18 protein-coding genes and 1 pseudogene are annotated in these 18,851 nt (G+C 54.8%); 14 read left to right on the top strand and 5 right to left on the bottom strand.

Annotated features, from left to right (window positions below; translation table 11 throughout):
- The first annotated feature begins 199 nt into the window (after positions 1–199).
- Together SV253_02800 and SV253_02795 are read left to right on the top strand one after the other, a co-directional pair.
- Complete coding sequence (locus SV253_02800; protein ID MDY6774998.1) at positions 200–1,570, top strand: ATPase domain-containing protein; 1,371 nt, start codon at positions 200–202, stop codon at positions 1,568–1,570.
- A gap of 6 nt (positions 1,571–1,576) precedes the next feature.
- Positions 1,577–4,405, top strand: a complete 2,829-nt coding sequence (locus SV253_02795) for a PAS domain S-box protein (GenBank protein ID MDY6774997.1) — start codon at positions 1,577–1,579, stop codon at positions 4,403–4,405.
- A gap of 8 nt (positions 4,406–4,413) precedes the next feature.
- On the opposite strand, the gene SV253_02790 is transcribed toward SV253_02795, so the two are convergent.
- The 4 genes and pseudogenes from SV253_02790 to SV253_02775 all read right to left on the bottom strand — a co-directional run bounded on the left by SV253_02790 (position 4,414) and on the right by SV253_02775 (position 6,836).
- Positions 4,414–4,557, bottom strand: a complete 144-nt coding sequence (locus SV253_02790; protein ID MDY6774996.1) for a hypothetical protein — start codon at positions 4,555–4,557, stop codon at positions 4,414–4,416.
- Between the two features lie 381 nt (positions 4,558–4,938).
- Positions 4,939–5,151 (bottom strand): annotated as a pseudogene (locus tag SV253_02785) (signal peptidase I).
- Positions 5,148–6,257 (bottom strand): hypothetical protein, encoded by a 1,110-nt coding sequence (locus tag SV253_02780; protein ID MDY6774995.1) that lies wholly within the window; start codon positions 6,255–6,257, stop codon positions 5,148–5,150. Before SV253_02780 ends, SV253_02785 begins: the two are co-directional and overlap by 4 nt.
- A gap of 9 nt (positions 6,258–6,266) precedes the next feature.
- Positions 6,267–6,836 carry a winged helix-turn-helix domain-containing protein gene (locus SV253_02775; protein MDY6774994.1) on the bottom strand — a complete coding sequence of 190 codons (570 nt, stop codon included), beginning with the start codon at positions 6,834–6,836 and terminating at the stop codon, positions 6,267–6,269.
- Positions 6,837–7,196: 360 nt separating this feature from the next.
- On the opposite strand from SV253_02775, the gene SV253_02770 reads away from it, so the two are divergent.
- The 8 genes from SV253_02770 to SV253_02735 all read left to right on the top strand — a co-directional run bounded on the left by SV253_02770 (position 7,197) and on the right by SV253_02735 (position 14,921).
- Positions 7,197–7,556 (top strand): SipW-dependent-type signal peptide-containing protein, encoded by a 360-nt coding sequence (locus tag SV253_02770; protein MDY6774993.1) that lies wholly within the window; start codon positions 7,197–7,199, stop codon positions 7,554–7,556.
- A 47-nt stretch (positions 7,557–7,603) separates the two neighbouring features.
- Positions 7,604–8,437: an IS5 family transposase gene (locus SV253_02765; GenBank protein ID MDY6774992.1), complete on the top strand. Its 834-nt coding sequence runs from the start codon at positions 7,604–7,606 to the stop codon at positions 8,435–8,437.
- 114 nt (positions 8,438–8,551) lie between these two features.
- Positions 8,552–10,039, top strand: coding sequence for a VWA domain-containing protein (locus SV253_02760; GenBank protein ID MDY6774991.1), 1,488 nt, complete (start codon positions 8,552–8,554; stop codon positions 10,037–10,039).
- Positions 10,040–10,100: 61 nt separating this feature from the next.
- Positions 10,101–11,180, top strand: coding sequence for a hypothetical protein (locus SV253_02755; protein ID MDY6774990.1), 1,080 nt, complete (start codon positions 10,101–10,103; stop codon positions 11,178–11,180).
- Between the two features lie 64 nt (positions 11,181–11,244).
- On the top strand, positions 11,245–12,000 hold the full coding sequence (locus SV253_02750; GenBank protein MDY6774989.1) for a hypothetical protein: 756 nt from the start codon (positions 11,245–11,247) through the stop codon (positions 11,998–12,000).
- A 64-nt stretch (positions 12,001–12,064) separates the two neighbouring features.
- Positions 12,065–12,964, top strand: coding sequence for a hypothetical protein (locus SV253_02745; protein MDY6774988.1), 900 nt, complete (start codon positions 12,065–12,067; stop codon positions 12,962–12,964).
- Positions 12,965–13,176: 212 nt separating this feature from the next.
- Entirely contained in the window at positions 13,177–14,508 is a 1,332-nt protein-coding gene (locus SV253_02740; protein ID MDY6774987.1) for a transposase, read from the top strand.
- Positions 14,509–14,693: 185 nt separating this feature from the next.
- Positions 14,694–14,921 carry a twin-arginine translocase TatA/TatE family subunit gene (locus tag SV253_02735; GenBank protein ID MDY6774986.1) on the top strand — a complete coding sequence of 76 codons (228 nt, stop codon included), beginning with the start codon at positions 14,694–14,696 and terminating at the stop codon, positions 14,919–14,921.
- 3 nt (positions 14,922–14,924) lie between these two features.
- Here the strand turns inward: SV253_02735 and SV253_02730 are convergent, their stop codons facing one another.
- A complete protein-coding gene (locus tag SV253_02730) occupies positions 14,925–15,716 on the bottom strand; it encodes a helix-turn-helix domain-containing protein (GenBank protein MDY6774985.1) in 792 nt (263 codons plus the stop codon).
- A gap of 307 nt (positions 15,717–16,023) precedes the next feature.
- Here SV253_02730 and SV253_02725 point away from each other — a divergent pair, with 307 nt between their 5' ends.
- From SV253_02725 to SV253_02710, 4 genes are all read left to right on the top strand, one after another.
- Complete coding sequence (locus tag SV253_02725) at positions 16,024–16,272, top strand: HalOD1 output domain-containing protein (protein MDY6774984.1); 249 nt, start codon at positions 16,024–16,026, stop codon at positions 16,270–16,272.
- 437 nt (positions 16,273–16,709) lie between these two features.
- Entirely contained in the window at positions 16,710–16,850 is a 141-nt protein-coding gene (locus SV253_02720) for a DUF2080 family transposase-associated protein (protein ID MDY6774983.1), read from the top strand.
- Positions 16,851–16,854: 4 nt separating this feature from the next.
- Complete coding sequence (locus tag SV253_02715; protein ID MDY6774982.1) at positions 16,855–18,123, top strand: transposase; 1,269 nt, start codon at positions 16,855–16,857, stop codon at positions 18,121–18,123.
- 67 nt (positions 18,124–18,190) lie between these two features.
- Positions 18,191–18,796, top strand: coding sequence for a hypothetical protein (locus tag SV253_02710; GenBank protein MDY6774981.1), 606 nt, complete (start codon positions 18,191–18,193; stop codon positions 18,794–18,796).
- Positions 18,797–18,851: the final 55 nt, after the last annotated feature.

Below are 18,851 nucleotides of genomic sequence, written 5' to 3'. Positions count from 1 at the left end.
CAGAGTAACGCTTTAGCTTCTACTCTCAATTACCGATTGGGAAGTACCGAATATACGTTAACGACGGATACGTTACCCATGTCCGAAAGAATCTCGACTGGGATTGAGGGTCTTGACGAAGTCCTCGACTCGGGGCTCATACCCAACAGAAGCTACATGGTGAAGGGGTGTACCCGGAACCGGAAAGACACTTGTCTGCATGAGCTTTCTGACTGCGAACCCCGACTCTTCTTCTCTGTTCGTCAATCTGAGTCAGTCGGAGGAGGCTCTACGTGAGGACGCCGAGAAGTTCGGATTCGACCTCGGCAACGTGACCATACTCGACCTCAGTCCGTCACAGGACGAGTTCGGGGAGGAACAGTACAGCATATTCAGTCCGGGTGAGGTCGAGACGGGCGATTACACTCAGAGGATAATAGACGAGCTTGAGGAGAGGAACCCCGACAGGGTCGTTATAGATCCCCTGACACAGTTCCGTTACCTCTCACAGGACACCTACCAGTTCAACAAGCTCGTCCTGTCTTTCTTCGGATACCTAAAGCAGATAGACTCGACTGTTCTGTTCACGTCACAGAAGACCCAGCAGAGACCCGACGACGACCTCCAGTACCTGAGTGACGCCATAATAAGTCTCGGATACTCCGACGAGGGAAGGACAGTCGAGGTGACGAAGTACAGGGGTTCTAACTTCCGGAGCGGTAGCCACTCGATGAGGATAGACGACGACGGCATGACAGTCTTTCCCCGTCTCGACCTCATCTCCGAGACACGTGACAGTCTCACGGGAGAGAAGGTATCGTCGGGAGTCCCCGAGGTTGATACACTCCTCGGCGGAGGAATCGAGAAGGGGACTGTTACGATAATCTCGGGACCTAGTGGTGTCGGAAAGACGACCTCGGGTGCCCAGTTCATGAAGGAGGCGGCGGGAAGGGGAGAGAAAGCCGTGATATACATGTTCGAGGAGAGGAGGGCGTCGTTCCTACACAGGGCTGAGGCGATAAACATGCCCGTGCGTGAGATGGTCGAAAACGGTAACCTCAAACTCAGGGAGATAGAGGCTATGGAGACTACACCCGACGAGTTCGCTAACCTGGTCAAGACAGACGTCGAGGACGGTGCCGAGTTCGTGATGATCGACGGCGTAACGGGTTACAAGAGGATGATGACGAGGAGTAACAAACGCACGGGTCTAGTCGACGAGATACACACACTCGGGAGGTTCCTCTCTAACAGGGATGTCACGACCTTCCTCATAAGCGAGGTCAAAGACGTCACCGGCGACTTCAAGGCTACCGCCGAACACGTGAGCTACATAGCCGACAACATCGTCTTCCTCAGGTATCTCGAGATGAGGGGCGAGATGAGGAAGTCTATAGGAGTCCTCAAGAAACGCGCGGGGAGCTTCGAGAGGACACTCCGTGAGTTCATGATAACCGAGTACGGCATAAAGGTCGGCGAGCCTCTCACGGGACTCAGAGGAATTCTCACGGGAACACCCGAGTTCGTGTCCCACGACGAGCTCGATCTCCTCAACAGTCCTCACGGCGGTGACGGCGATACGCGGCAGTGACCCAAGATGGAAAAGAGCTACTCGGTACTCGCGTTACTCTCGAACCAGAAAAACAGACGGTTACTCGAAGACTGGATAGAGACAGAGACAGACCACGACGTCTGTTCGGCTGAGGTAGAAGAGGTCAGGAGCCGAGACGCCGAGTTCGACCTGTGTGTACTCGACGTCGGTTCGTTCGAGAGACACGGCGACTGGCTAGTAGACCTAAAGGAGGAGAAGAAGCCCGTCATACTCCCGTACCTTCTCATAGTCGAGGAGAGACGTAAAGGGATTCTCGAAGGTGAACGGATTGAGTACGCCGACGGGCTTCTCTGGGGGAACATAGACGACATAATAAATGTTCCTCTGCGTAAACACGAGTTCCGTATGCGTCTCGACAGCCTACTCAGACTCAGGGGTCAGTCGCTCGAAATAGAGAAGGCTCGGGACGAGTACAGGAGTCTGAGTCAGAGGCTTGAGACGGAGAAGACGAAGCTTCAGAAGTACCTCGATGTCTCCGAGGCTATAGTCGTCGGACTCAACTTAGACCACAAAGTAAGAGAGATAAACAGAGCCGGCTGTGAACTACTCGGCTGTGATGTCGATGACGTCATAGGCGAGGACTGGTTCGAGAGATTCGTCCCCGACGACGAGTCAGAGGAGACCGCCGAGGAGTTCGAGAGTCTCATAAGCGACGGCGAGCTCCCGTCGAAGTACACCAACCCGGTCGTGACAGCTGACGGCGAAGAGAGGATGATACGGTGGAGGAACACTGTCGTAAGGGACGATGACGGCGAGGTCAAAGGCTCGCTGAGCTCCGGGATAGATGTCACCGAGCTCTACGAGAAGAGGGAGATTCTCTCTGTCATACTTGACGTCAACGAGAGTATCATCAGGAGAAAGGACAGACATGAACTCGTCTCGGCAGTAGCCGGGATACTCTCGGAGAGCCGTGTCTTCACATCGGCTTTCGTAGGACTCAGAGAGGCTGACCCAGACCCAGAGCTCAGTTACTACTACGGTGAGGGCTGTGACCTCTCCGACGACGAGATAGACGGCTTCCACACCCCTGAGTACGTACGCGAGGTATTCGAGGAGGACACAGTCGTCGTAGACGACGTGACACAGCCGCCCTACAGACACCACCCCGACGACGCCGGTGTCGAGAGCCACGCGGGAGTCGGTCTCTCGCTGAGACATAACGACGAAACCTTCGGGGTTCTCACAGTCCATTTTCCGCCTGACTCGCCCCCCGAGGAGACGACTATAGATCTACTCGAAGAGGTCTCGGGCGACCTCGGATTCGCTCTCCACAGCATACGACAGGAGGAGGAGGTCAGACAGAGGGAACACGAGCTTCAGAACCTCATCGACACCATAGACGACGCAGTCTTCGTCCACAGCATAGAGGGTGATATGCTCGAAGTAAACCGGACAGCAGTCGAACGTCTCGGCTACTCCGAGGAGGAACTCTTGGAGATGTCTCCCGGGGAGATAAACCAGCCCGAGGAAGCCGAGGCGGTCGGGGAAAATATACAGAGGCTACTCGATGAGGGGAGTCTTCTCTTCGAGACCGTACACGTCACAAAGGACGGAAAGGAGATACCCGTCGAGGTCAACTCAAGCCTCATATCCTACTTCGGTGAGGACGCGGTTCTGAGCATATCCCGTGATATATCCCGGAGGGAGAGGAAGAAGAGGTATATCGACCTACTCAGAACTGCCAACGATATCATCATACGAGCCGACGACACGCAGGATCTCATCGAGTCGGTTGTCGAGACGGTTTCGGAGAGATCGACCTACGGCTGTACGTCTGTAGCAGTCTTGGACGAGACACGGCGTGTCGACGAGATATACGGAAGATGGGAGGAAGGCTCTGAGATGGACTGGGACGAGATATACACAGACGAGTACGTCGGGACTGTGTTAGAGGAGGAAGACGGTGTCTATGTCATAGAAGACGTGACACAGCCTCCCGAGGCTCAGCACGAGCCAGACGCCGAGGTCGAGAGCCACGGAGCCCTCGCGCTGTCAGTCGAACACAAGGGTCACGTCTACGGCATCATCACAGTACATCTCCCGTTTGTGGCGAGTTCACTCTCCGAGGAAGAGACCAGCCTCATCAGGGAGCTCGCCGACTCGATCTCTATAGGGATCTACGAGATAGAGACGAGGGAGTCACTCAGGGACAGCACGAGACGTTTCGACGTACTCGACCGTGTCCTGCGTCACAACATGCACAACAAGATGAACGTCATAATGGGGTATGCCGACTCTCTCTCCGAGAGTCTCCCGGAGGACGACAGGAGAAAGGCTGAGCAGATAAGAGAAGCCGCCGAGAAACTCCTGAGTACGACCGACAAGGAGCGCGAGATAGTCGAGGTCATAATGGAGGAGAAGAGCCGTGAGAGGGCTAACCTCGTCGAGGTCGCCGAGACTGTGACCCAGAGCCTCTCGGAGAAGTACCACGACGCCGAGATAAGTACGAGACTCACCCGAGAACCCGCAGCCGTCTTTCCCATACCTCAGATAGGCAGAGCCGTCAGAGAGCTCGTAGAGAACGCCGTCTTACATAACGACACTGACAGACCCGAGGTCGAAGTATACGTCGAGAGACACGCCGACTCTGTCGTACTCGGAGTAGCCGACAACGGACCACGTATACCAGAGGAGGAGGTCGGAGTCCTCATGGGTGAGAAAGAAATCGATCCACTCTACCACGGAAGCGGTCTCGGGCTCTGGCTCGTCAACTGGATAGTCAAGAAGTCGGGAGGAGAGCTCAGCTTCGGGTTCGAAGAAGGCGACCTACGTGGCAACACAGTCGAGATCAGCCTCCCGGCTGTGAGAAAATAACGTAGGCTCTACTTCGAGAACACCTTGTCGAACTCGGCTTCGTGTCCTATCTCCCTGTGCTCCTCGACACAGTCCTCGGCTTCCGAACGCTCGGGTGTGACTCCTTCGAACGAACAGTCATGGCATACGTAGTGGTATTTCTCAAATATCATAAGACAAACAGCCACCCCCAGTACATTAGTTATTGTCCGGTTAACAACGTCCCATACTTCGTAAAAGAAGACTTAACTGGTACTCTTACTATCCGGATTCGAGACGTTACCTCGGTCGGACTCGGGCTTAACCGTGACACTCAGGCTGTCAGTCGAGCTTCTGTTCTCGTCGTCTGTGATCCTGAGTTCGAAACTGAGTCTCTCGGGCGACTCGACCGTCGGAGCTCTGAACTCGGCTGTGCTCTCGTTCGCGTGAGTGATACTCACCTGGGTGCCCTCTGTCTGGCTCCATCTGTATCTGTGTGACTCGGGGTCGGGATCATACGAGGCGTCGTCGCCTATCAGGTAGACGGTCGTCGTATTCTTATTCCTCTCCGGCTTCGATGGATCGACGTCGTTCACTATCACGACGTCACCCGGCATTATCTCGGGAGACATGCTCCCCGAGAGAACGACGTAGCTCTCGTCTGCGCCGACTATCTGTGGAACCGCATACGTTACGAAGGGCGCGAGAAGCCCTATCAGCAGAAGTACGCCGAGTATGTTCGCCGCTCTTTTCTTGTTTCCGGAAAGCTTGACTCTGTTTCTTGTCATTTCTGGTTATTACCTCCTTCGGGAGACGTCTCCCACGTACTGTCGTCGAAGTCGTACTTCACCCAGTCGGTCTCCTTCCTCTCCCCTCGACACGGAGAGCTAGGGCTGATACTCGTAGATGTAGTTCGGGTCTCGCCCGAGTCTGAGCCCGAGGAGACTGTCCCCGACGTACCCGCGTCACACGAGCTTTGGATCTGTCTCCCCGACTTGGTGACCACACAGCCTACCTCGACGTCTGACTCCCAGTAGACTGAGACCGGCTCGAAGCTGTAGTTCCTCGCGACTACCTCCATCGACACGTCGTCGGCTCTAATCTCCTCAGAAGAACAGAAAGCCACGAAGCTCAGAGACTTGAGATCGAGACAGTCCACGCAGTCGGAGTCACAGTCGACCTCACAGACGGCGTCCTTCCACGGGCTCACGGGATCGGGGCTGTGGCGCGTCTGTTGAGCCTTGAACTCGAGACTCAGACCTGCCTCATCCTTAGTACAGATCTCGTCGGTGACCTCCCATCTCACACCTATACAGAGGTCTCCCGACCCTGACTCCGAGTCGGAGCCGGGTTCGAGCGGCTGTGGGGTGTTGTTGTCCCCGTCCTTCTCGAAGGGCTCGGCGTCGAGAAGCGTACCCGAGTGGAGGTCTTTGAGTACGTCACACATCCTTCCCTGTCTTATGATATTTTCCTCCGAGTCTATACCCGAGTCACAGCCTTCGTCGTACCAGACTGTCAGGCTGACTTTCCTCTCTATCCCACACGCGTCAGTAGGACAGTTCGTACGGAGCCAGATCCACGAAGGGTTGTTCTCCACTCCGTCTCCCTCGGACTCCGGAAGACGGCATCTCACGGTAGCCGAGCCTCCGTCCCCTATCTCCTGGAGACCCCCGATGTCTATCTCGGCGAAGTCACTCACGGGGTCACAGTCGTCGTTCGTGTCCTGCCAACAGACCTCCATGTCTAGTGACCCTGCGCCGACGACGTTCGCCGGAAGGTCGTCGCGGCTGTTCAGGAGAGACCGCACCCCACCGCCGCCTACTGCGCCCGCCGCTCCGATGCCCATGATGCCGCCGAGAAGCTTCCGTCTGGTTATCTCCATCTCTTTTCTCATTCTCTCACCTCAGTCGAGTAGACCGCGCAGGCTCTGGAGGTACAGCCATCTGCGTGACCACATCTGGTACGCCGTCGACACGGCTATGAGACCGAGGAAGAGACTCGTCAACAGAACCACGTCGACCCCTCCCAAAACGGGAGCGTGTAGCTCCGAGGCGAGTATCGACACGAGTGAAAACGTCCCGAGACCGCGGTAGTAGTCGGACCACGTCACACCGTACTTGGTGACGAGATCCATGTAGGGACTCACCTCGCGCACTGCGTTACGCCGCATCGAGACCTTCTTCTTGTTCTTGTCGTAATCGACTATTCCCTGATCCTCAAGCTTGGGAAGATGTACCTGGTGGAGCGCGTTGTATACACTCTTACGTATGTTACGCGGCGGAGGTGACTCACCCGTCTCTGCGGACGCTATATCCTCGGCGAGCTCCCTCAGAGACATCTCGCCCATTCCCTTCTGTAGACACTGTATAACCCTCCGTCTTCTCTCGTTTCTGAGTATGTCGTGTATCTCTTGTTTCCCGAGCCCGCCGTTGCGTTCTCCGTTCCCCTTCCGTATCAGCTGTGTAAGTGACACGGTAGACAAGATATCGCTTTAAGGATTTAGTTAATTACACGTTAAAACTAACATTGTCCAATTAATCCTCGGCAGTAGAAACACAAAGCCCGGATTAACTGAGTATACGTACCAATACAGACCCCCCGACTCGTTGATAAAACTGAAACTCCGTGTTTCGTGAAGGATACGTCTCCGACAGCACCGTCCTTACGCCTTCTCGGGGTTAAGTCGGGCTTTATCCATGTCCCGTCTCAGTATTCACGTATTTGAGCGTCCTAATTAGGTTAATATTCCTCACATCTGGCTATTAAATAAGATGGTATGTTCTCATAGTGAAGACCGAGTTCAGCCGTGTCAGAGGCGGCACAGGCTGAACAGGTGAGTGAAAGAATGACAGACGACGACAAATTCGAGATCTCCCGCCGCAAGGTGCTGGCGGGTCTCGGCACGATCGGTGTGGCATCGCTAGGCGCGGGATACGGAACCTCGGCGTACTTCAGTGACCGCGAGGACTTGCCGAACAACAATCTAGTCGCGGGTTCGCTTGACCTGGTACTCGACTGGGAAGAGCATTACTCCGACTGGAGCGACGACGAAGTAACATACATGTACGAGGAGGAGGGTACCGGGGAAACCGTACAGGGTGAGATAAACTACACGATGACAGAGCCGGAGGATCCCAGTAGCTACATGGGATTCCCGTTCAGTGTGCCCTGTAGGATCGCTAGACAGCGCTAGAATCGGTCTATTTTAGTATAGGTAGAAGCGACGAGAGATTGCTGATGATGATTGTAGATAGTAATCTCCGTCGCTTCACGGAAAGATGCGTAAAGCTAGCTAAAAACGCTGTTGATAATCCGAACGAACCCGCCCCGCCGGAAGGCGGAGGCGGGTTCGCAGAGTGGGCGATGATAGCACTTCATTCATTACGGCTTCACCTAGAGGACTCCTATAGAGTAACGCTAGATCTCTTGATAGAAATGCCGAGAATACGTGAGGAGGTCGGTCTCTCCGTGACCGATCTCCCTCACTTCACTACGTTCTGTGACTGGTTCGATAAGATAAACATCAAAGCAATGAGGCTCTTTCTTCGTCTATCTTCGGAGTCTAAGGACGAAAGAAACGTCGCTGTTGACAGCACTGGATTCGATCGAGATAGAGCTAGTAAACACTACTGCCAGCGAGCGAACTACAGTGTTCGCTCGCTTAAAGTAACGGCTCTAGTTGATACTGACACACTTTCTGTCTTGGACATTCACTGTACCACAACCAAGAAACATGATACTAAGATAGGAGAGCAGGTCATTAAGCGGAACGCTGATGACCTGCTCTCCGTCGCTGGAGACAAAGGTTATGACTGGCAGAAGCTACGGGACGACCTCCGCGAAAGCGGAGTCCGTCCCTTGATTAAGCATCGTGAATTTACACACCTAGACAAGGCTCACAACGCTAGGATGAAAGATGAAGATTACAATCAACGCTGGATGTGTGAAACTGTCTTCTCAACCATCAAGCGCACGCTCGGCACAGCCGTGCGTGCGCGCCTCTGGAACCGTGAGTTCAGAGAAATGATCCTAAAATCTGCTATCTACAACATCGACAAAACTGTCAAATCATGAAATCCTACGCCTTATAGCGATCCTACAAAGCAGTTCAGTGAGGAATCTGACCCGCGAATCTGGATAAGACACGACGACGAGCTAGGGAACGGAAAGTCGTCGGTCGAGACGTTCATGGACAACACGTCGATAGAGGCATACCCTGACCTCGACGACGACGGCATACAGGAACTCAACACTGAGCTTGAGGCGTGTACCGACTACGCACAGACCCCCCAGGATCTCGACCCGCGTGGCGATGGGGTCGGATCGGGTCTGCGTACACTCAACGAAGACACGGTCACCGAAAACGACGACGGTGTGACGGAGATAAAACCGGTCATAAACCTCGAAGACGTCAAGCCGGGAGACTTCGGAGAGCTCACACTCAGCTTCCATCTGTGTGACAACCCAGGTCATATCTGGCTGACCGGTAACCTCGACGAGGCTCTCGAAAACGGACTCATGGAGCCCGAGAGAAAGGACACCGACGAGGAAGAGGGAGTCGTTGAACTCCTCGACGAGGTACAGACGTGTATGTGGTACGACGAGGACGGCGACAATATGTTCGAGCCCGGCGGTATCACTGAGCCGGTCGACGTACTCCTCGTCACTGACAGATCCGGCTCGATGGAGGGCGACAAGATGGACGAGCTCAAGACGGCGGCTAAGAGTCTCGTCGATGCCCTTGAACTCGGACCCGACGCTAGGCAGGTCGGACTCGTCTCGTTCTCGGACGAAGAGAGTCTAGACCAGTCCCTCTCTACCGACGCGACCGCTATCGAGAACTCGATAGACAGCCTCACTCCCGGCGGTCAGACCAACATGGAGGGTGGTGTCCACGGGGGACACGAGGAGCTTCTCAACAAGGACATGTCGGCGGACGTTGTCGCGAGCGGCAACGACCGTGACGAAGCCAAGAAGATAATGGTCTTCCTGACAGACGGCTCCGCAAACCGAAGCGACGACCCCGTGGGATCAGAGGCAGAAGTAGACGACCAGTACGACCCGACACAGGAAGCTACTACAGCCAAGGAAGACGGCATAGACATGTACACTGTCGGCTTCGGAATCGATCCCGGAAGTGCGGTGGCTGACCGTCTTATAGAGATGGCTAGTGACCCGTCCCAAGCCTACATAGGAGACGTCGGAGAGCTCGAACAGATATTCAACCAGATATCCCAGATAATAGGCGGTGAGGAGTGTTTCTGGGAGGGCTCACTCAGGCAGCTTCTCAACCTGCTTCAGGGTCTCGACACCAACGGCAACGACCCCAACGGAGAGGAACAGAATCCACCCGGCATACCCCTCGACGGAGACCGTATAACCCCGTACGAGGAGATCGTTCCGACCCCGGAGGAGGACGCACAGATGCCCAACGTCGGCAACCTCGAAGAGCGTGAGTGTTTCATCGACGGAACCACGAACGCGGTTGGGCTCGCGTGGTGGGTGCCCATCGACCACGGTAACGAGATACAGACTGACTCGGTTCAGTTCGACATAGGTGTCTACACTGAACAGTGCAGACACAACGACGGCACCGGAATGGAGATTCCGGGTAGTGCGGGCAACGTGCCTCAGCCGGATAATACCACCAATACCACCAACGATACTGTCCAGTAGACTAGCTACGACCCACTCGTAGGCTCACCGCCGCGGGTGGGTTTTAAATCTATAATCTAATATGACTCACAGAGACAGATCTAAGATCAAGCTCTCACGTCGGAAGATACTCGCGGGTCTCGGAACCGTCGGCGTAGCCTCGGCGAGCGCGGGTGTCGGGACGACTACCTTCCTCAGCGACCGCGAGGACCTGCCGAACAACACTGTAACAGCAGGGTCGGAGCATCTCAAGGTAGACTGGCAGGAGCATTACGCCGACATGCTCGGCGACGAGGCGGAGATAGACGGCGTCCGTACCGTCGAGTCGCCGGAGGAGGTCGACGAAAACGAGGTGGGTCTGCCGTATCCCGGGAGTCCAGCCGTCGCAGTCGACGACACAAGTCTCACCGAGTTTATGAACGCGACAGCCTTGGAGGCTTTCCCCGACCCCGACGACGACGGTATACAGGGTGGTGAGGGCTTCGAGTACGACCCGTGTATCCACGGTGCCGACACGCCTGAAGACCTCGATCCGACCCCCGAAGGTGCTCTCCGTACACACAACACCGACACGGTCGAGGACGGCGAGCCGAAGCCTGTAGTCGCAGTCGAAGACGTCAAGCCGGGAGACTTCGGAGAGCTCACACTCAGCTTCCACGTCTGTGAGGACGACTCATACGTCTGGATGACAGGAGAGCTCGTAGACGAGTCGGAGAACGGCATGACAGAGCCCGAGAGAAACGATCCCGACGAGTCGGGGTACACCGACTCCGAGGATGAGAACCCGGGAGAGCTCGCCGACGCGGTTCAGACTGCCGTCTGGTACAACACCGACTGTGACAACATCCAGGACGTCGGAGAGGACGAACTCATATTCGAGGGAAGCCTATCCCAGACACTGTCTCTTCTGAGCCAGGCTGACGGCATACCCCTCGACGGTGACCTTTCTACCTCCTACGACGAGGTCGTCGAGACTGACGGCGAGTTCTCACCTAACGAGGGCGACGACCCTAACAGAGACTGTTTCGCGAGCGACGAGACCAACTGCGTAGCTTTGGCGTGGTGGATACCCGAAGACTACGGTGACGAGATACAGACCGACTCGGTGAGATTCGACGTCGGCTTCTACTCCGAACAGTGCAGCGCGAACGACGGCTCGTAGCCTCCCACGTCTCAGACTGTTCACACGTCAAGTCACACCACGAACACAGACACACACTGCAAACATGAAACCAGATATAACGAGACGCAGAGTTCTGGCTGGCATAGCCTCCGTTTCGGTTGGAGCCGTCGGATACCATTACCTCACCGGAAGGGCAGTAGGACTAGATAACACCGAGGAAAACGACCTCGTGAGGGTCGACTGGGGGGAGACCTACAACGGTGAGGGGATCGAGCCCACCGAGGACGAAGACTCATTTCCGAACAACACCACGAACGTGTACGTCGACGGAACCGGCTTCGTCCTCGAAAACCCCGTCGTGAACCTCACCGACGTGGCATCGGGTGACTCGGGTGTACTTCTCGTTCAGGTCACGTCGGTTGCCGACTCCGAGAACTCCCCGATAGATCTGAGACTGTCGTTCAACCTCACCGAGGACGCCGAAAACGGGATAAACGAGCCCGAGAATAGGAGTAGGATGCCCAACCCTGACAGTACCCCAGACAAGGGAGAGCTCGGAGAACACGTAGACGTACTCCTGTGGGAGGACACCGGGGCGTTTGACATAAGCTGGCTGGGTGAGGGCGACGCTGACCCCGAGATAGGCGAGACGGTCATAACACAGGGAACCGTGAGCCTGAGACAGGCGTCAGACGGCGTAAACTCGTATCGCCTCAATGACGGCGACTGTTTCGCCACCGACGAGTCTGCTTACGTAGGCATGACGTGGTCAGTCGACGAGGAAGTCGGGAATATCATACAGACCGACTCGGTGAGCTTCGACCTGAGATTCGACGCCACCACCAACTGTTCGACGTAGTTAAGCCAGTCCTAACCCGGTTTAATCGGCTAATAACTATTCGATAGTACATCTATGGGTCAGCATGTACCGTCTGATCCAAGACTCGGTAGTAGGGCTGAGACAGCCCGAATACACAGGAGAAAACCGGTGTATTCCGTGTACGCTCGTAAACGTCGTCATCGCCACAGCCGTGAGCACAGCCATAGCCTACTTCTCGGTCGTAGCGGGGGGAGCCGTCTTCGTCGTAAGCCTGGCTGCTGTCTACCTCAGAGGATACTTAGTACCCGGTACGCCCGCGCTCACGAAGAGATACTTCCCCGACTCGGCGTTACGTCTATTCGGGAAGTCGGAGTCGAGGATGGGGTCGGTCGGAGTAGACGGCGGTCAGTCGGACCGAGACAGAGAAAAGAGCCGTGTCGAGATAGACGTCGAGTCCTTCCTGTATGACTCGGATATACTGACCGACTGCGACGGCGACGACCTGTGTCTGACCCCCGAGTTCCGTGACCGGTGGTACTCACGGATCGACGAGATTCAGCACAGCTCCGGGCCGGAGATCTATGACCTTCTCGGCATAGACGACCTACTCGGCTCTGAGTCCGAGACGGAGGTCGAGATCGACGACTACGGAGACGCATTCGTAGCCTCCGTCGACGGCGTGAGGGTGGGCAAATGGGAGTCGCGCGCGGCGTACATCGCCGACGTGGCAGCTGCGGAGGTTCTTGACTCTACGGATACCGACGCCGACGCCGACGCCGACTCCGACGCCTACTCGTGGGACGACCTCGGCTATGAGACGAGGACACAGGTTCTCGGAGGTCTCCGTATCTGGCTCGACAGATGTCCCGACTGTGGCGAAGACGTCTCCCTCGGACAGGAGACAGTCGAGTCGTGCTGTAGCACCGTAGACGTAGTAGCCGCCGAGTGTGAGGGCGAAGACTGCGGCGCGCGTGTCTTCGAGGCGGAGTACCCGGGTATGTGAACTCTTAACAACTATTTAACTCTTACAGGCTAAGTCCCCGTTCAGAAATCTGAGATTTCTGAGCCTGCGAGAGCAAAGCTCTCGGGACGTCCGTGAATCGAAGATTCACGAGCATGCAAATCTTCGATTTGCATACGCAGTAGGGCGAGGATACAGCCGTACGCTCGCTGCAACCAAAATATACAAGTCTAGACAGGATTAACGAACAAACAGTGGTTGAGGAAGCGTTCAAGTACGCTGCCGAGCCCGAGGACACCACTACTGCCGAGAGTGCGTGGCAAGCGATTCAAACCTGTCGAGAAGTGTACAACCACGCGCTCACCCAAGAATACAAACCTGCTCCTGACTACGACAAGCCGTCGTACAACACGATGCAGAACAAACTGCCACAGTGGAAGCAGAAGTGGTCTGAATGGAGCAGTGTATACTCGAAGTGCCTGCAAATGGCAGTACGACGCATCAAGCACTCGGAAACAGTCCTCGACAAGCTGAAAGAACGTGGATTCAATGTTGGTGAACTCAAGTGGAAAGCCCCGCGAGAGTACCGTAGCATTTGCTATAACCAGTCTGGCTTCGACGTGAATAGTAACACGGGTCGGACTGACCACGCTACCGTTGAACTCTCCAAGATTGGTACGTTCCACTTGAACTTTCACCGACCACTCCCAAGCGACGCCGACATCAAGGAAGTCATCCTGAAAAAGCAGAAAACAGGTGACTGGACGGTCAGCATCATCGTCGAATACGACGCCGACTATCCCGAGAAGCCCGCCGTCGAAGACATCGACGTTGAAGACACTGTTGGCATTGACCTCGGCATCACGAAGTTCATTCACGACTCGGACGGGCGAGCATTCCGACCGTTGGACGAAGAGGACGACCGTGAACGCATCGAGAAACGTCACCAATCCGTTTCTCGCAAGGAACACGAGTCGAACAACTGGCACGAAGCGAGACGACGTTTAGCGAGAGCGTACGAGCGGTTGTCGAACAAGCGCAACGCGTACCGCGAAGCCCTCGCCAACGCGTATACAAAGCGATACGACGCGGTGTTCCTCGAAGACTTGAACGTCGGGAGTATGATGCAGCAGAACGGGAACAGTAGGAATATTGCGTCGATGTCGTGGTATGAGACACTGCAAACGTTCCAACGATTCGGGGAGAAAAACGGTTGTCACGTGGTTCTCGTTCCACCAGAGGGAACGACGAAGCGGTGCGTCAAGTGTGGTGTCGAGTCGGAGAAGCCGTTGTGGGTGCGCGAGCATTCGTGTCCGTCGTGCGGGTTTGAAACCGACCGTGACGAAAACGCTGCTCTTGAGGTACAGCGGCTTGGATTGCTCGAACTGGGAGTGGTTGAGGATGAATCGGGATTAGGTCAGGAACTGGCCGAATCAACGCCTGCTGAGACTGGCACCGCTGCGGGGTCACGCTCTAGCTCGTCTAGAGACGTGATTCCTGCAAGTGCCGTCGTTGACACAGGAAGCCCCATCGTGAACGAAAGTTCACGAGCCTCTGAGGTCTCCTCAGAGACATCGCAAATCTAAGATTTGCGAGCAGTCAGAAGCGGAGCTTCTGACGACACCCTCAAGGAGCGAGTCACTACTGTGGCGAGCGAGTAGGGTGGGGTAGTTCACTCCGTCTGAGTAAAGATATAACTCGAGTATTATGTCGTTAACTCCGAAAATGGATATATACTTATTAAGTTAGGGTATTTAGAGTAGGCTGAAGTATGATTGAGACACCAATCTTCATGGGCGGTGTAGGACCTCTAGAGATAGGGATAGTGGGTCTTCTCGTGATACTCCTATTCGGAGCTGACAAGCTTCCGAAGCTAGCGAGGGGCGCGGGCGAGGCGATGGGAGAGTTCAAGAAAGCAAAGAACGAAGCCGACGAGGAGCTCAGCGAGATAACCGAGGAGGTTGAGGAAGCCGCAAAGCCCGGCTCCACGACCGACTGAGACCTACTCTTCTTCGATAGCCCGCGACAGAAGTGTTCTGATTAGTATAACCAGACCGTTAGTGTTGCCCTTGCCCCAGACACCCGACCTCTCTCCCTCCTCCTCAACCGAGGTTACGAGAACCTCCGTGGTGTCAGAGACTACGACCCTTCCGAGAGTCGTATCGGAGCCGAGGCTGAGTGACCTGAGCCAGTCGTTCGACTCGTGAATATTCACATCGCCTACCCCCCTCTCGATCTCTTTACGCACCTCCTCGGATACGGTACTTATATTGACAGAGACACCGCGTTTTATTGCGTCGGAGATGCTTTCGACTGTCCTGCCCAACTCCATCCCTTCTTTTCCCAGAATGAGTATGAGTTCGTCCTCCGCCGAGTCGATCATCTCGACAGTACGTCTGTTGATGCTGTCTCTCCCCGAGAGGTTCCACACACCTACGGCTCCATCGCCGTTTTCCATCTCAAGCTGTTCGAGGCTCTCCATCCTGTACTGCACCTCGTCGATCTTACTGGTGAACTCCTCACGGAACACCTCGACTGCGTCGGTTATGGGAATCGAACGGTACTTCTTCGGCGTCGACTCGTGTATCTGAATCAGTCCCCTGTCTGCGAGGCTCTCACACGCGTTGTAGACACGTGTCCTCGGGACGTCGGCTATACGGCTTATCTTCTTGGCGTCAGCTTCGGGTATACGTGTCAGTGCGGTGAATACCTTGGCTTCGTACTCCATCAGACCAAGCTCAGTCAGTAGCTCCACAGTGCGTTTAGAGTCATCTTCCTTAGAGATATGTACCACCTATACTCCAACTAACCCTATCGACCTCAAGCACACTTAATAATTTGCATTATCCACAATTTGTCCATCTCTTCGGGGTTTCTGATGTGTGATTTAAACTCCTTCTTAAATCACCCGCAGTATTTACTCGGATAATCAAAAAAAAACATTCTTGGACAGACTTTACATCTTAGTGACGTATTTAACAGACGGACGTGGTTTACTCGTATAATTACAAAAGCTCTTTACTGTGGACTACTAACACCCGTTTGGGGAGAGTTTAATGTACCACCTACCCTAAGACTTCTCCCCTACTTTAACATGAAACATGACCAAGCTCAGCGAAGCTGTTATATCTGAGATAGCCGACTACGAGGGCGTCGATCCCTCAGACCTCGAACCACCGTTGTACGACTACATCGACCCCGAAGCACTCGATGACCTCTTCGCACCCAAACATTCTGGAGACGGACGGTCTTACGGACAGGTACGTTTCCGTTACAAGGACTACCAAGTAATAGTCGACACAGACGCCAACGTAGTGGTCTACGAGGAGACCGACACATCCTCGCTGTGACCGCGGTCTCGTCGCCGTTCTTTCCGACTATAGCCTATAAAGTACCGTTATATAGAAGCTTAGTTTATATTAGAACTGTTGGTTAGCTTATGCAAATCTTTTAGCTGGAAAAGAGGGCGGTAAGCCCCCTTCGTCAAGGAGTGTTGCGAATCAGAGATTCGCATACGTATGAAAATCTCCGATTTTCAACACAACGCAGGGAGCGAAGCGACCGAGTAGCGTTAACGAGACGCAGAGCGTCTCGTTCGCACATCAGAACGCTTCGCGTTCTGAGGACGTTCGTGAATCTTAGATTCACGAGCAGGCAAATCTTCGATTTGCATACGCAGTAGGGAGGGGATACACCGCCGTCATCATCGTCCATATACTGTTCTATTCCCAGCCCACAGGTCAACGCACCGATACACTTATGTTGAAACAAAGTCTAAACAAGAATGATGGATAGGCACGAAATTGAAGGTCACGAAGTCATCGAGGGCGAGGTGAAAGCCACTGGCAACGGCGCACACGTCCTCGTCCCAAAACGGTGGCGTGGAGCAGACGTGAAAATCGTCCGAACGTCCAATCCAGACAAATAACCCGATGAACTACAACTACAGGTATCGTCTCAAGCCGACAGAAGACCAGTGTAAGACGCTGGACTATCACCGTGATACCTGTAGACAGCTATACAACCATGCCCTGTACCGCTTCAACCAAATCCCTGAAGACGAGGGCACCGTCAAACAGCGTGTCCGCAAGATTCGTGACGAATTACCCGACCTCAAAGACTGGTGGGACGCACTCACCGATATCTACTCGAAAGTGCTTCAGCCTACCGTCATGCGGATTGCGAAGAATATCAAACGCCTCGGGCAACTCAAAGAACAGGGCTACACGGTTGGTGAACTCCGGTGGAAATCACCACGTGAGTTTCGCAGTTTCACCTACAACCAGTCTGGCTTCGAACTCGACAAGAAGAGTGGTCAGACCGTGTTGTCGCTGTCGAAACTCGCTGATATTCGTATCGAATTCCACCGACCACTGCCCGACGACGCTACAGTCAAGGAAGTCACGCTCAAAAAAGAGAAAACTGGCGAGTGGTTCGCCATCTTCGGCATCGAGATGGACACAGAACCGCCAGCCAAGCCACCGCTGGAGGAGATCGACGCCGAGGAGGTGGTCGGCATCGACGTGGGCATTCTGAAGTATGCCCACGATACAGACGGCACAGCGGTCGAATCACTCGACCTCTCGGAAGAACGCGACAGGCTCGAACGAGAGCAACGGAAGCTCTCGCGCAAAGAGTACGAGTCGAACAACTGGGAGAAACAACGTCGGCGTGTCGCTGAGTGCCATCTCGACATCAAGCGCAAGCGGCGTGATTTCCTGCACAAACTCTCGAACTACTACGCTCGGGAGTACGAACTGGTAGCCGTCGAAGACCTCGACGTGAAAGGGATGCTGGAATCGGCGCGAAACAGCCGTAACACAGCGTCTGCGGCGTGGAACACCTTCACCGATATGCTCGAAACGAAGTGTGAGCGCGAAGGCACGCACTTCGTGGAAGTTGACCCCGAAGGCACCACCAAAGAGTGCGCGCAGTGTGGCGTCAAAACCGAAAAGACGCTGTGGGTGCGTGAACACTCCTGTCCGGCCTGTGGTTTCGAGGCAGACAGAGACGCAAACGCAGCGTGGAACATTCTTTCTCGTGGACTCACCGACCTAGGAGTGGTTCACTCCGAATCAACGCCTGTGAAGACTGCGCTCCCTGCGGGAACTACCCTGGTTCCTGCAAAGCGCGTCTTGGAAGCAGGAAGCCCCTGCCTCAAGGAACGAGCGGCTCCGCCGCGAGTGAGTAGGCAGGGGTAGTTCACTAGTCGGTTGTTGAATGCTTGTCTGTTCATCTCTGACATGGGCGGGGACGGTAGGTGGTACTATGAACGCGACTACGTCCGAAGACACACAAGAAGGGGAAGACGGGGCTCCTGAGAGCCTCGAAGAGGTCGAGATACATCAGATACTCAGCAGTCAACGGAGGTACGAGACCCTAAGCATTCTCATCGACGAGGGCACTGTATCTGTCCGGGATCTCGCCGATAGGGTCGCGGAGATAGAGTCAGGAGAGAAATCTCCCGACTCGAACAAACGTAAGAGCGTCTATGTCTCGTTACACCAGACACATATTCCAAAGCTTGACACCCTCGGCGTCATAGAGTACGACGAGAACACGAAGGAGGCGAGAGTATCAGACAGCGTCGGGGAGGTCATCGAGAAGTACATGGCTTCCAAGGACACCTCCCAAACCGGCGACGTCTCCGAGGAGTCCGGACGGTCGGTTCGGGGCTCTCAGATCGGAGTCGGAGCTTCGGCAATAAGCGGCTTGGGTGTGGTCTCCGTAATCTTGTCGTACCTCGGTCTGCCCGTGGTGTCGGTAGTTTCGCCGTGGATCTACGGTGTTTTCTTTCTCTCGGCTGTCTGTGTCTATACTTTAAGCCTCTCCGACAGCCGGGGTAGTGACGTCTTAACCGGATTTAAGCAGTAATTGACATCCTCACCCGCCTGAAGTCGGGTGAATCCCAGTTGGGATATTAAGGTTT

Origin of the sequence: Candidatus Afararchaeum irisae (assembly GCA_034190545.1) — an archaeon.
Classification (GTDB): domain Archaea; phylum Halobacteriota; class Halobacteria; order Halobacteriales; family Afararchaeaceae; genus Afararchaeum; species Afararchaeum irisae.
The sequence above is the reverse complement of the archived record's forward strand: the minus strand, read 5'-3'. Positions and strand labels throughout refer to the sequence as shown.